15 protein-coding genes are annotated in these 12,166 nt (G+C 64.4%); 8 read left to right on the top strand and 7 right to left on the bottom strand.

The annotated features are described in order from the left end of the window. Window positions 1–734 (top strand): c-type cytochrome (locus tag NFX52_RS26830; RefSeq protein WP_252635894.1); only part of this gene is annotated, 734 nt, incomplete at its 5' end. 509 nt (window positions 735–1,243) lie between these two features. Here the strand turns inward: NFX52_RS26830 and NFX52_RS26825 are convergent. Continuing rightward, window positions 1,244–1,786 (bottom strand): EVE domain-containing protein, encoded by a 543-nt coding sequence (locus NFX52_RS26825; RefSeq protein ID WP_082437516.1) that lies wholly within the window; start codon window positions 1,784–1,786, stop codon window positions 1,244–1,246. A 102-nt stretch (window positions 1,787–1,888) separates the two neighbouring features. Beyond that, complete coding sequence (locus NFX52_RS26820) at window positions 1,889–2,509, bottom strand: LysE family translocator (protein WP_055399759.1); 621 nt, start codon at window positions 2,507–2,509, stop codon at window positions 1,889–1,891. A gap of 101 nt (window positions 2,510–2,610) precedes the next feature. On the opposite strand from NFX52_RS26820, the gene NFX52_RS26815 reads away from it, so the two are divergent. Continuing rightward, window positions 2,611–3,060 carry an Lrp/AsnC family transcriptional regulator gene (locus NFX52_RS26815; RefSeq protein ID WP_015012065.1) on the top strand — a complete coding sequence of 150 codons (450 nt, stop codon included), beginning with the start codon at window positions 2,611–2,613 and terminating at the stop codon, window positions 3,058–3,060. A gap of 8 nt (window positions 3,061–3,068) precedes the next feature. On the opposite strand, the gene NFX52_RS26810 is transcribed toward NFX52_RS26815, so the two are convergent. The 3 genes from NFX52_RS26810 to NFX52_RS26800 all read right to left on the bottom strand — a co-directional run bounded on the left by NFX52_RS26810 (window position 3,069) and on the right by NFX52_RS26800 (window position 4,875). Then, window positions 3,069–3,497 (bottom strand): VOC family protein, encoded by a 429-nt coding sequence (locus tag NFX52_RS26810; RefSeq protein ID WP_055399761.1) that lies wholly within the window; start codon window positions 3,495–3,497, stop codon window positions 3,069–3,071. Between the two features lie 15 nt (window positions 3,498–3,512). Further along, entirely contained in the window at window positions 3,513–3,890 is a 378-nt protein-coding gene (locus NFX52_RS26805; protein ID WP_055399763.1) for a VOC family protein, read from the bottom strand. Between the two features lie 91 nt (window positions 3,891–3,981). Then, on the bottom strand, window positions 3,982–4,875 hold the full coding sequence (locus tag NFX52_RS26800) for a helix-turn-helix domain-containing protein (protein WP_082437517.1): 894 nt from the start codon (window positions 4,873–4,875) through the stop codon (window positions 3,982–3,984). A 103-nt stretch (window positions 4,876–4,978) separates the two neighbouring features. Here NFX52_RS26800 and pobA point away from each other — a divergent pair, with 103 nt between their 5' ends. From pobA to NFX52_RS26775, 5 genes are all read left to right on the top strand, one after another. Beyond that, window positions 4,979–6,151, top strand: coding sequence for a 4-hydroxybenzoate 3-monooxygenase (gene pobA, locus NFX52_RS26795; RefSeq protein WP_055399767.1), 1,173 nt, complete (start codon window positions 4,979–4,981; stop codon window positions 6,149–6,151). A gap of 309 nt (window positions 6,152–6,460) precedes the next feature. Further along, window positions 6,461–6,817 carry a helix-turn-helix domain-containing protein gene (locus tag NFX52_RS26790; protein ID WP_082437518.1) on the top strand — a complete coding sequence of 119 codons (357 nt, stop codon included), beginning with the start codon at window positions 6,461–6,463 and terminating at the stop codon, window positions 6,815–6,817. Beyond that, window positions 6,814–8,133: a HipA domain-containing protein gene (locus tag NFX52_RS26785; RefSeq protein ID WP_055399769.1), complete on the top strand. Its 1,320-nt coding sequence runs from the start codon at window positions 6,814–6,816 to the stop codon at window positions 8,131–8,133. The genes NFX52_RS26790 and NFX52_RS26785 overlap by 4 nt, the downstream gene beginning before the upstream one ends. Window positions 8,134–8,373: 240 nt before the next feature. Then, complete coding sequence (locus NFX52_RS26780) at window positions 8,374–8,535, top strand: hypothetical protein (RefSeq protein WP_202907196.1); 162 nt, start codon at window positions 8,374–8,376, stop codon at window positions 8,533–8,535. Window positions 8,536–8,655: 120 nt separating this feature from the next. After that, window positions 8,656–8,832: a 4-hydroxybenzoate 3-monooxygenase gene (locus tag NFX52_RS26775; RefSeq protein WP_252635893.1), complete on the top strand. Its 177-nt coding sequence runs from the start codon at window positions 8,656–8,658 to the stop codon at window positions 8,830–8,832. A 187-nt stretch (window positions 8,833–9,019) separates the two neighbouring features. On the opposite strand, the gene NFX52_RS26770 is transcribed toward NFX52_RS26775, so the two are convergent. Continuing rightward, on the bottom strand, window positions 9,020–9,166 hold the full coding sequence (locus NFX52_RS26770; protein WP_202907197.1) for a hypothetical protein: 147 nt from the start codon (window positions 9,164–9,166) through the stop codon (window positions 9,020–9,022). A gap of 262 nt (window positions 9,167–9,428) precedes the next feature. Between NFX52_RS26770 and NFX52_RS26765 the strand changes: the two genes are divergently transcribed. Beyond that, on the top strand, window positions 9,429–10,220 hold the full coding sequence (locus NFX52_RS26765) for a hypothetical protein (RefSeq protein WP_055399774.1): 792 nt from the start codon (window positions 9,429–9,431) through the stop codon (window positions 10,218–10,220). Window positions 10,221–10,447: 227 nt separating this feature from the next. Here NFX52_RS26765 and NFX52_RS26760 read toward each other — a convergent pair whose 3' ends face one another. Beyond that, the gene (locus tag NFX52_RS26760) at window positions 10,448–12,157 is read right to left on the bottom strand and encodes a tannase/feruloyl esterase family alpha/beta hydrolase (protein WP_252635895.1); all 1,710 of its coding nucleotides are present in this window, start codon (window positions 12,155–12,157) and stop codon (window positions 10,448–10,450) included. Window positions 12,158–12,166: the final 9 nt, after the last annotated feature.

The following is a 12,166-nucleotide window of genomic DNA, read 5'->3' as shown; positions in this document are numbered from 1 at the left end:
TGCAGGGCGTGGGCCACTGCGGCGCCTGCCACACGCCGCGCAATGCGCTGGGGGCCGAGTTGGGCGGGGCGGCGTTCCTCTCAGGCGCCATGGTTGATGGCTGGGAGGCGCCTGCGCTCACGGGCCTGTCGAAGGCGCCCGTGCCCTGGACGGCCGATGCGCTGTATGGCTACCTGCGCCACGGCCACAGTCCGCAACACGGCAGCGCCTCCGGCCCCATGGCACCCGTGGTGCGCGAGCTGGCGCACCTGCCCGACGACGACATCCGCGCCATGGCGGGCTACCTGGCCTCGTTCACCGCTACGGAAGCGGCTACCCAGCCAGCCACCCAGCCTGTGTCTGACCCGCAGCAGCGCGCCCAAACCGCCGTGGCCCAGGCCGCCGCGCTGGCCCCGCAGCCCGGCCAGGCCCAGCGCCTGTTCGACGGCGCCTGCGCCGCCTGCCACCACGACGGCGACGGCCCGCGCCTGCTGGGCGTGAACGTGCCCCTGGCGCTGAACAGCAACCTGCACAGCGACCGGCCCGACAACCTGCTGCAGGTCATCGTGCACGGCATCCGCGAGCCCGCCGCGCGGGACATCGGCTTCATGCCCGGCTTTGGCCACGCGCTCAGCGACGCGCAGATCACCGAGCTGGCGGGCTACATGCGCCAGCGCTACGCGCCGGGCCGCCCTGCGTGGCGTGATGTGCCCGAGGCGCTGGCGCGTGTGCGGGCAGGGCCTGCGCATCCTTGATTTTTAGTGTTTTTGGCCGCTAGCGCTTGATGAATAAGCGCTGACAGCTATAAAAACAGGAGTGATTGAAGCTGAAGGCAGCCTGGCACTGCCGCGCCTGTGGGCCATCGATGGCCCCGTGGGACATAAACAGCGCCGCCATTTCCCCTCACATCGCCGCATTGCCCCCGTGCCACGTTGGCACAGTGGCATGGGGCCTGGTCCATGGTGGGGCAGGCCAGGGTGCTGGTGGGTCTGCGGGCCTGCAACATGCACCGTGATCCCTCGGCCCGCCTGCTCGGTGGCCGAAGAAGACTTCCTCCAAGGAGAACACCATGCCCAATGCCGAAATGGAAATCCACGTGATCGTGCTGCGCATGATGCGCGAAGGCTATGCCGCACTGAGCGCGGCCCAACGAAGGGTTGTGGATGCGTTGATGGCCGTGTGTTGAGGGGCTGCGTCGGCAGCTGCCAGCCCCACGTCGCCCCTTCGGGAGGGCGGTCAGTGTTTGCCGTCCGTTGGCGTGCCGCTATGCCCAATGCAGCAAGGCAGCATCTGCCTCCATCGCTTGTGCAATGAGGCGCATGTCGCGGTCGCTCACGGCAAACAACCCAAAGCGGAACTTGCTGCCCCAGCGCTGGCGGTCGGTCACGAACTCCAGCGCGTCCAGCAGCGGCGCAATCGCCGCCTCACGCGCAGGCACATAGGCCACGTCCCGCCGCGACGGCACAAACCCGCCGCCCATGTCAAACGCATACGGCGCGCCCGACTGCACGATGCCGATGGAAACAAACGCCTGCAGCCGGTCCTTGCCACCCATCGTGATGGTGGGCGCGTAGTACGCCACGCGGTCGCCGGGCCGTATGCGCTGCAGCGGCGCCACCTTGCCATGGCACACCTGCATGTAACCAGCGCCAGGCGTGGCGCAGCCCCGGCGGGCGTGCTGGGCGCAGGCCACGGCGATCCAGTTGCGGCGCGTGGTGGCTGCGGGGGTCGCTGCCGACACAGGCATGTCGCTGCGCGCAGGCTCGGCATCCGGCCAGAGGGGGTGTTGCAGCACGGCGTCGGTCATGAAAAAAGCTCCGGGTCAAAGAAGCCACCGATGGTGCGGGCGCGCTGCTGACACCGCAGTGTCAGTACCTTTGCAGCATCTCAGTCAGCACCGCAGGGGTACTCAGACCAGTTGCCCCCACTGCCACAACGCAAACCCGCCCAGCAGCAGGGCGGATGCCCGGTTGATGCGCTGGCGCCAGGCGGGCGTAAAGCGCTGCCGCTGGTAGGCAATCGCTCCGGTCAGCAGCAGCCACCAGGCGGCAGAGCCCACCAGCACGCCCGCCACCATCCACAGCGGCGACGGCAGGCTTGGCCGGCCGCCGCCCAGCGACCCGAACACCGCGATGAAAGACACGATGGTGGCCGGGTTGGCCAGCGTCAGCGCAAACGTGCCGGCCGCCAGGCCCAGCAGGCCCCGCGCATCGCGCGCCGGGGCGGCGGTGTGGGCCACGGGCGCGTGCCAGGTGCGCCAGGCCAGCACCAGCAGCAGTGCGCCGCCCCCCAGCGCCAGCGGCGTCTTGGCCTGCGTCAGCCCGTCGATGAGCCAGCGCACGCTGAAGGCGCCCACGGCGCCATACACCGCATCGGCCGCAGCGGCGCCGAGGCCGGTGGCCAGCCCGGCCGCCAGGCCCCGCTCCAGGGTGCGTTGCATGGTCAAAAGGCCAATGGGGCCCACAGGGGCCGCGATGAGCACGCCGATGACGGCGGCTTGCAGAAACACGGTGATTGAAGTCAAGTCCATGCACCGATGCTAGGGCGATGGCTGGCGGTGGAGAATGCAGAAAATTCGGCGAATCCAGAATTGGGTTTCGTTTTTTTCTGTGCCAACCGATAAAGGCTTTTATGGAAGTCGATGACAAAGCCTGGCGCTTGATCAGCGCGCTGCAGGCCGATGGCCGCGCCTCGCTCAAGGAACTGGCCGAGGCCGTGGGCCTGTCGGTGCCCGCCACGCTGGAGCGCCTGCGCCGCCTGCAAGAGGCGGGCGTGGTGCGCGGCGTGCATGCCGACATCGACCCCGCCAAGGTCGGCTATGGCGTGCGGGCGGTGGTCGGCATCAACGTGCCGCAGCCCGGCAAGAAGGCGCTGATCGACAAGCTGCGTCAGTCGCCCCAGGTGCTCGAATGCCACCATGTCAGCGGCAACGACTCGTACGTGATGCAGGTCGTGGCGCGCGACCTGCCCGATCTGGAGCGCTTTCTGGGCGACATCAACGGCTATGGCGAAACACGCACGTCCATCGTGTTCTCCACGCCCATCCCGCTGCGCGGCCTGGCCCGCCCGGAGGCGGGCTGATCCACCCCTCAGAACGTGATCTTCACCGACGCCGCACTGCGCTGCGCGTCGCCATGGAACACGGCCTCGATGTTGTTCCCATCCGGGTCCAGCACAAACGCCGCGTAGTAGCCGGGGTGGTAGGCGCGCTCACCCGGAGCACCGTTGTCGGTGCCGCCATGGGCCAGCGCGGCTTGGTAGAAGGCATCCACCATCGCCCGGTCCTGCGCCTGAAAGGCCAGGTGCGTGCGGCCGGTCAGGTGGCCTTGCGCAGCGAGGCTGTCGGCGGACGACACAAACAGCTCGTCCGCCCAGAAATAGCCCTCATCCGCGCCACCCATCGGCACCTGCAGGGCGCCGAGCGCGGCTGTGTAGAAAGCCTGGCTGGCCGCCAGATCGCGCACGACGAGCTGGATGTGGTCAATCAGCCGGCCCCGGTGCAGTTCTTGTGTTTCCATGCGGTTGTCCCTTCTTCAAGAAAGTGCGTGCAAACCCACGCGGTTGCCATCCAGGTCATGGATGTGCGCGAAAAACCCCATGCCCGGTGGCAATGCCTGGCGCGGCAGTGCCACCTGGCCGCCCTGGGCCACCGCGCGCTCCAGCGCGGCGTCGAGCGAGGGCGACGCGTCCAGGTATACCAGTGTGCCGCTGCCCGATACCTGCGGTGCCGTCGGGCCCATCATCAGCGCGCCGCCCACGCCGTCTGCAGCGCCGTCGTAGGGAAACACGGCGCCTTCGCTGGGCCCCATGTTCTCGCGGCGCAGGGCCTGGCCCAGCACGGCCTCGTAAAAGGCCTGGGCGCGGTCGAGCTGGGTGGTGGGGATTTCAAACCAGGTGATGGCGTTTTTCATGCAAAGGCTCCTTGTGTGTGTCAGTGAAAAAGAAGCCTCGATGGTGTGCGGGGGCTACTGACAGCGGAGTGTCAGCAGCGTGTCATCGGGGTCACGCGCTGCGGCCCGGCTTTGACGCCGCCACCTGCGCCCGGAAGCTGCGGGGCGACAGGCCCGCATCGCGCGTGAAGGCGCGGGTGAAGTACGCCGGGTCGGCATAGCCCAGCGTGTAGGCAATGGTGGCCACGCCCAGGTGGGTGTAGGCCAGGTTGCGCCGCGCCTCGCGCATCAGGCGCGCCTCAATCAGCCGCAGCGCCGATACCCCGGTGGTGGCGCGCGCCACGCGGCTCAGGTGCGTGGGAGACACCGACAGCGCCCGTGCATAGTCCGCCACCTGCCAGTGCTCCAGAAAATGCGCTTCGATCAAGGCTTCAAGCCGCTGCACCAAGCTTGATTCTGGCGCGGGTGTGTCGTCCGGGCTGTGGTCCTCAATGGCCCGCGCCACCCAGCCCAGCAGCGTGGCGCTCAGGCCCCGCAGCACCAGCGCACGCGCTTTGGCGCGGCCCGAGAACTCCTGCCAGATCTGCCCCATGGCCTGGCTGATGGGTGGGTTGGCGCTGACCACCGCGGGCCGCGCCAGGTCGCGCCGCACATCGCCCACGCGCACAAAAATCTCGTCCATCAATTCATCGGCCAGCGTGGCCACCCAGCCCTGCGTGTGCTGTGTGAACCGAAACGCGTGCACATGGCCCGGCGGCACGTTGATGAGCGCACCGGCGGCCAGCGCATGCTGCTCGCCATCCAGGTGCGCCACGCCGCCCCCCGATTCGATCAGCAGCACCTGGTGCAGCCGCGTGTGCCGGTGCGGCGCCAGTTCCCAGTCGTGCAGCACCGATCGCGCGGCAATCGTCTCGCAGTGCAGCACATCGGGCAGGTGCTGCGACTCGCCAAACAGGCTGTACGACTGAATGCTGCTGTGGTTCTCGGCCATGTTCGAAAAGTGCATGTTCTGGCTCCATCCGTCCATTCAACGCGGCGACTGTGCCACGTATCTTTGGGTGGTCCGTTTGACCCATGTCATGAACACACCAACCACACCAGGAGACACCATGAAAACCCAGGTTTGCATCATCGGCGGAGGCCCCTCGGGCCTCATGCTCTCGCAGCTCTTGCACCTCAAGGGCATCGACACCATCGTGCTGGAGCGCCAAAGCCGCGAATACGTGCTCGGCCGCATCCGCGCCGGCGTGCTCGAGCACGGCTTTGCCGCACTCATGCGCGAGGCCCAGTGCGGCGAGCGCATGGACAAGGAAGGCGAGATCCACGACGGCTTCATCATTGCCCACGACGGCAAGATGGACCGGGTCGATTTGCACAAGTACAGCGGCGGCAGCTCGGTGGTGGTCTACGGCCAGACCGAGCTGACGCGCGACCTCTACGAAGCGCGCGACCGCATGAAGGGCATCGTCATCCACAACGCCGAAGACGTGCAGCCGCACGACCTCAAAAGCGCCAACCCGTATGTGACCTACCGCAGCGGCGACGAGGTGGTGCGCATCGACTGCGACTTCGTCATTGGCGCCGACGGCTTTCACGGCGTGAGCCGCAAGTCCATCCCGCGCGACGTGCTCAAGGAATACGAGAAGGTGTATCCGTTTGGCTGGCTGGGCGTGCTCTCGCGCACCAAGCCCGTCTCGCCCGAGCTGATCTACGCCAAGCACGAACGCGGCTTTGCGCTGTGCTCGCTGCGCTCGCAGGTGCTGAGCCGCTACTACATCCAGGTGCCGCTGACCGACACGGTGGAAGACTGGTCTGACGAAGCCTTCTGGGCTGAACTCAAGCGTCGCCTGCCCGCCGAGGTGGCCGCGCAGCTCATCACCGGCGCATCCATTGAAAAGTCCATCGCCCCCCTGCGCTCCTTCGTGGCCGAGCCCATGCGCTACGGCAACCTGTTCCTGGCGGGCGACGCCGCCCACATCGTGCCGCCCACCGGCGCGCGGGGCCTGAACAGTGCTGCGTCGGACATCTACTACCTGTACCACGCCATGGTGGCGCACTACAAGGATGGCGACAGCACCGGCCTGGACAAGTATTCCGAAAAGGCCCTGGCCCGCGTGTGGAAGGCCCAGCGCTTCTCGTGGTGGATGACGACCATGCTGCACACCTTCCCGGATTCGATTGCCTACGACCAGAAGCTGCAGGACACGGACCTGGCGTATCTGTTCTCGTCGGAGAAGGCGCTGGGGTCGCTGGCGGAGAACTATGTGGGGTTGCCGTTCTGAGCATCCGGTAGCGCGCATGGTGCGCTGCTCGCCGGGATGACGGCGCTGCTGGGTGCCTCATAGAAGGCACAACAACCAGTTAAAGGCTTGCACTGGGATTCACCCTTGCAAGCCTTTTTCGCGTGCGCGGATCGTTTAACCCGACACGCCTTCTTCACCGGGTGACGCAGTGGAAGACTGGGCTGAAATAGAAACTACTGTTTCGATTCCGGCTCCGCACCTCGTCATCACCCTGAAATCTCAACGATCTTTTCGTTTTCTTGCTTTCAATCCATCAGCAGCATAAAATCGAAACCAAAGCTTCGATTTATGAAAAAAATCCCTATTCAGAGCGTATCGGCCTTTGGCCAGGTGGTGCGCGCTGTGCGCAAGGCCGGTGGTGTGCGCCAAGACGACGTGGCGGGCAGCGTGGGTGTCAGCCACGTTTACTTGCGCGACCTGGAGCACGGCAAAGAGACGGTGCAGATGGGCCGCGCGCTGCAGGTGCTGGCCGAGCTGGGAATTCGCATGGAACTGGAGATCCCCGACGAAGCCTTCGAGAGATTGCAAAGCGACGCCGCACGACTCGCCGCCAAGAAAGCCGCCTTTGAACAACAGGCTCAGCAGTCGCAGGGGGTGATGCGGGCCGCAGCCAAGCGCAAGGGCGAAGAGGACGGCAACCCATGAGCCAGCGACAGTTGCAAGTCCAGATCAACGGTCAGCTGGTTGGCTCGCTGTTCGATCAGAACAACGTGTGGGGATTTCAGTACGCCGAAAGCTGGCTGCAGCAGCCCAGGCCCTTCGCGCTGTCTCCGGCGCTGCCCCTCGGCCCTGAGCTTTTGCTGGACGGCGCCACGCTGCGGCCCGTTCAATGGTTTTTCGACAACCTGTTGCCCGAAGAACGGCTGCGCGAGGTCATCGTCAAAGAAGAGGGCGTTGAGGCTGCAGATGCGTTCGGCTTGCTGGCGCGGCTGGGGTCGGAGTCGGCAGGCGCCCTGGTGCTGCAGCCGCCCGGAGCCCCGGATGCGCCCCAGGGGGCCATGGAGCTGACCCGCGAGGCGTTGTCCGCACGCATCCGCAATTTGCCCAGGGCGTCTCTCACCCACCAGGCGCCCAAGCGCATGTCGCTGGCCGGGGCGCAGCACAAGATGGTGGTGAGCTTTGACCCGGCCACCGGCAGGCTGATGGAGCCCCTGAAAGGCAGCCCATCCACCCACATCCTCAAGCCCAACTCCACCGCCGACGGATTCCCCCATTCCGTGGTGAATGAGCTTTTCACGATGCGCCTAGCAGGCGCCTTGGGCCTCAAGGTACCCAAGGTATGGCGCCTGTATGTCCCGGAGCCGGTCTACATCATTGAGCGCTTCGACCGCAAGACAACGGCGCCGGGTGGGGACGTACAGCGTATTCACGCGCTCGATGGCTGTCAGTCCCTCAACGAGATGGCTTACGCCAAGTACCGCAGCGCTACCTTCGAAAAGCTGCTGCAGCTGATTGAGCTGTGCCGCAATAGGGCAGCTGCGCGCCTGGACGTGTTTCGCTGGATCTTGTTCAACACGCTCGTTGGCAACTCCGACTGCCATCTCAAGAACATTTCGTTCTTGATCGATGACGAAGGCACGCGCGTAGCGCCCTTCTACGACCTGCTGTGCACTGCCGTGTACCACACCAAGTCGATGGCCAACGAGCAGGCTGTGTGGCCTGACGAAAAGCTGGCCATGCCCATCGTGGGCGCCCATTTCTTCAGCAACGTGACCCGCCTCAGGCTGATTGAAACAGGGGTCGCCCTCAAGCTGGGCAAGAAAACCGCTGAGCGGGAGATTGATGCCATGGCGGGCAAGCTCGCCCAGGCCGCTGACAGCGTGATCCAGGCCATGGAAGCCGAGCATGACAACTGGCCGCAGATGGGCAAAGCGTCTGCGGCCACGCGCGGCGCCGAAGCGCACCTGCTGAGGGCCATTCGGCATGTGGTCATCAAGGACATGCTGGACCTGGTGCGCTGATGCCCAGGCGGTCGCCCTACAAAGCGATCTCCATCTGCTACGGGAAATTTAAGCAGAACTGATGCTTACGCCAAGGCGGCAGGCTCGATAGCATCACACCAAGTTTTCAGATCATTTGCCCAATGGTGTCGGCGTCAGGCTCGACGATGGCTTGAACACGATGAAGCTGCTGACGCAGCGTTTTGAGGCAGTGCACTTCACGGTAGTGAGTGCCAATCAACAGCCAGGAAAATCTCCAAGATGGATTGGGTCCCGATAGTCTTCATTGTTTTCAAGGTGGCCGTGTTCGGCACCGGCATGTTCTTCGCCATCAAGTGGCACTACGACCAAGGGAAGAAGGCGAAGAACGAAGCAAGCAGATCGCCAATTCCGACTGAACGCACGCCGGGCGCGTCGGAGTAGGCCGCTGATGCCTCGCGATGGTCTGCGGGGCATCAGACTTCTCCCTACCTGTATCACGCCAATGGTCGCCCGTTAGTAAAAACGGCGACGGCACAGCTCGACAAATACCCCGAGAAAGCCTTGGCCTGCGTGCGGAAGGCCCAGTGCTTCTCTTGGTGGATGACGACCACGCTGCACACCTACCCCGAGTCGCCGGCCTACGGCCAGAAGCTGCAGGAAACTGACCTGGCGTATCTGTTCTCGTCAAAGAAGGCGCTGGGGTCGTTGGCGAAGAATTATGTGGGGTTGCCGTTCTGATCAGCGGGAGGTTCTAAACCGCAGAGAAAACGGCGCCTGCTGGCAGTTTGACTGGACGCCGGATCGCCATCCTCTGGGCGCCTATACAGGTGAAAAAGCCCCTGGCGCCAAAGGCGACCAGGGGCTAAACTCTAGGTCTCCATCCCCATGGAGATAAGAGTTGGATGAGCAGCCGACTGTACGGAGCTTACTTGCTCACCGGAACGATAAGCGGGAATGCCCGCTTGCCGATCTGGCGCGCATAGAGCTTAGTGCCGTTCTTGAGGGTAATCCACGGACGGAAAACCAGTTGATATCCCTCAGGGATCGGCAGTGGCAGCTTCAGTTGCGTCATTCATACTCACCTCCTTTCTGCCGTCTCGACGGCGGTTAGGTTGAATAGGCTCGGGCTGCTCGCCCACCTGCTAAGGCCCTCGTAGCGTCTTTCCGCCAAGAACGATCCGCAACGAGGGCCTTTGCTTTTACCCTCTAAAACCTTTGAGGGGTGGCGGGATCATAGCGCTCCACTTTAATTGACGCAACAACGACCTAGATAAAAATTGACTTATCGTGCGTTAAATGGAAAATATCGCATCACAACTGAAAAGGAGCGCGATATGGCAACCAAGGCGCGAAGCCCCAACTACCCGCAAATCAGTTTGGTCAGAGCCATCGATCTGACCGCGAAGCTTTACGACAAGGCGCATACACACAAGGCGAGCTCCGCGGTCGTTGCCAGTGCGCTTGGATACACTGGGCTTAACGGCGCATCGCAGGGGGTGATTTCGGCTCTCAAGAAGTACGGGCTGATCGAAGGCGTTGGCGATAGTGAGTTCAAGGTCAGCAAGGATGGTCTGACTATCGTCGTTGACCCCAAGAGCTCAACCGAACGCGCTACTGCCATCCTGCGGGCAGCGTTTCGTCCATCGCTTTTTGCGGAACTCCGGGCGGAGTATGGCGATAAGCCTCCCAAGTCCGATGATTTTTTACGCGCTTTCCTGCTTAAGAGAGGGTTTGTTCAGAGCGTTGTCGATACGCCCATTCGCACGTATCGTGAAACTATGGAACTAGTAGAGGTAGCCCAGCGCGTGCTTGGCGAGGCTGCTCAGGGTCAGGGGCCGCGCGTAGCTTTTGAGGAAGAAGAAGAAGAAGAGGAGGAAGAGGGGACGGACATGAGCAGTGCTCCTCCCCGCACGGTAATGCAAGCGGCTGCGGCCCCTGCTGCGCCTTCGGTGGTAGTGGTGCCCCAATCCCAAATGGGAGACACCGTCAATGATGTCTACAAGTTGCCAGACGGGCGCGCCTTTGTGCTGAGTTGGCCAGCCAAAATTACAGCCGATGAGTACGAAGATTTTGAGGCGTGGATTTTGCTACTTCAGAGAAAGCTCAAGCGACAGATTGAGCTGTGAAGTGACGTTCACCGAAAGGGTGGAGGCCACGATCCGAAAGCTAGTCGCGCACGACGTTGGTGTTCCGGCTGTGCATGATGGCCACGGCCGAAGGGGACGGCTTCGCTGGTGAGTAACCCCGGGGCAAACAAATGCGCGCCTGCGACCTCAATAATCAGGTTCCAAGATCGATCTCATCACAAAGAAAAAGCCCGGCACAAGCCGGGCTTTCCACTTTCAATCCCCCATCACTTACAGCTAAAACTGCTCGCACTCTCCACATCCCCCGTCCCGTTGTACCGCGCCACCTTCGGGTACACACACAGCGGCCGTGTCCGGTTGGCAGACCAGCTCGCAGGCAGATCGGCATTCACCACCTTGGCCCCTGCGCCACGCGCGTTCGCTGTCACGCTGTCGGGCGCCTTGCCTTGTTCCACCCACGCCACCAGCGGGGCCAGCATGTCGAACTGGTCGGTGGCGGGGCCGCCGGAGCAGTGGTTCATGCCGGGCACCAGGTACAGGCGGGCAAAGTCGTCGGCCTTGCCGCCGTGGGTTGCCTGCACGCGGTCCATCCAGTTCGCGGTGTCGATGGGCGAGAACACGCCGTCGGCCACGCCGTGGTAGACCATCATCTTGGCGCCCCGGTTGCGCAGGGCGCTCAGGTCAGCCGCGTTGGGGGGCGTCATGTACGACCAGGATGACTCGGTGTAGACCGGCGTGGTGGCGAACATCTTGGGGTAGTCCGCGTCCAGGCTGAAGTTCAGCGCGTACTGCAGGCCGGTGGTGGCCTTGAAGGCGTCCAGGGTGGAGGGCGGTGTGGTGAACAAGAAGGCCACGGCGCCTGCGTCGCGCGTGGCGGGGGCGTTGAAGTGCCAGAACGCAAAGTTGCTGCCCGCCACGCCGGGGTCGAACCAGGTGCCGGTGTATAGGGCTTCGCCCTTGCTGTTTTTGGGCCCGGCAAAGATGCTGGCCAGCACGGTCTTTTGCTCGGCAGAGATGCACGATCCATCCCGCGCAGGGTTGGCATTGTTGGCAGTGGTGCAGGTGGGCACGTCGCGTTGCAGGTTGAACGCGGCCTGGCAGGCTTGCACGTCGTTCACCTGGCCGTCGGTGGCGCCGTCCAGCGCGTCGCAGCGCTCCAGAATCTTGCGGCCGATGAGCTGGAATTCGGCGGGGCTCACGGCCTTGGTCAGGTCGGGCTGGCCGTTGGTGTCCTTGGTGGCCACCTTGGCGTATTGCTGGGCCTTCCACAGCTGGGCCGTGGCGGCCTTGGGCAGGCTGAAGCCGGGGTTGCCCGCCAGCACGCCGTCGTACTGGTCGGCATAGCGCGATGCGGCCACCATGGCGTGGCGCCCGCCGTTGGAGCAGCCTGCAATGTACGAGCGGTCGGGGCCCTTGCCGTAGGCGCCTTTGATCAGGTCTTTGGCCATGGGTGTGAGGGTGCCCACGGCCTGGTAGCCGTAGTCGCGCCGGGCCTGGGGGTCCAGCCCAAAGAAGGGCGTGGGTGCGCCGTGGCCTGCGTCAGAGCTGAGCACGGCAAAGCCTTGCACCAGTCCGGGGGCCACGGGTGCGGCGCCGCTGACCGCGCCGAGTGCGGTCACCACGCTGCCGTCCAGCCCGCCGTTGGCCTGGTGCAGAAAGCGGCCGTTCCAGTGGACGGGCATGCGGATCTCAAAACCGATGGCGTAGCTGGCGCTATCCACGGGGCCGGTGCGCTCTTTCATCTTGCCTTTGACGAGGCAGTGCGCGGGCGCCTGCGTGGTGTTGCCCTGCAGGGTGATCGGGCCCTCGGCCACCATCTCTGCCGAGGTGATGCGCGTGTCGGGCAGCGCAAGGCTCTGGGCCAGCGCGGTGCAGTTTTTCAGCGTGGCGGGTGTGGCGGCGCCGAGCTGCGGTGGGGGCGTGGTGCGTGGTGCGCTGGCGCAGCCCGCCAGCAGCGTGGCGGTGCCCAGTGCCATGGCCAGGGC

It is taken from the genome of Acidovorax facilis (assembly GCF_023913775.1).
In the GTDB taxonomy this organism is placed as follows: Bacteria; Pseudomonadota; Gammaproteobacteria; order Burkholderiales; family Burkholderiaceae_C; genus Acidovorax; species Acidovorax facilis.
The sequence above is the reverse complement of the archived record's forward strand: the minus strand, read 5'-3'. Positions and strand labels throughout refer to the sequence as shown.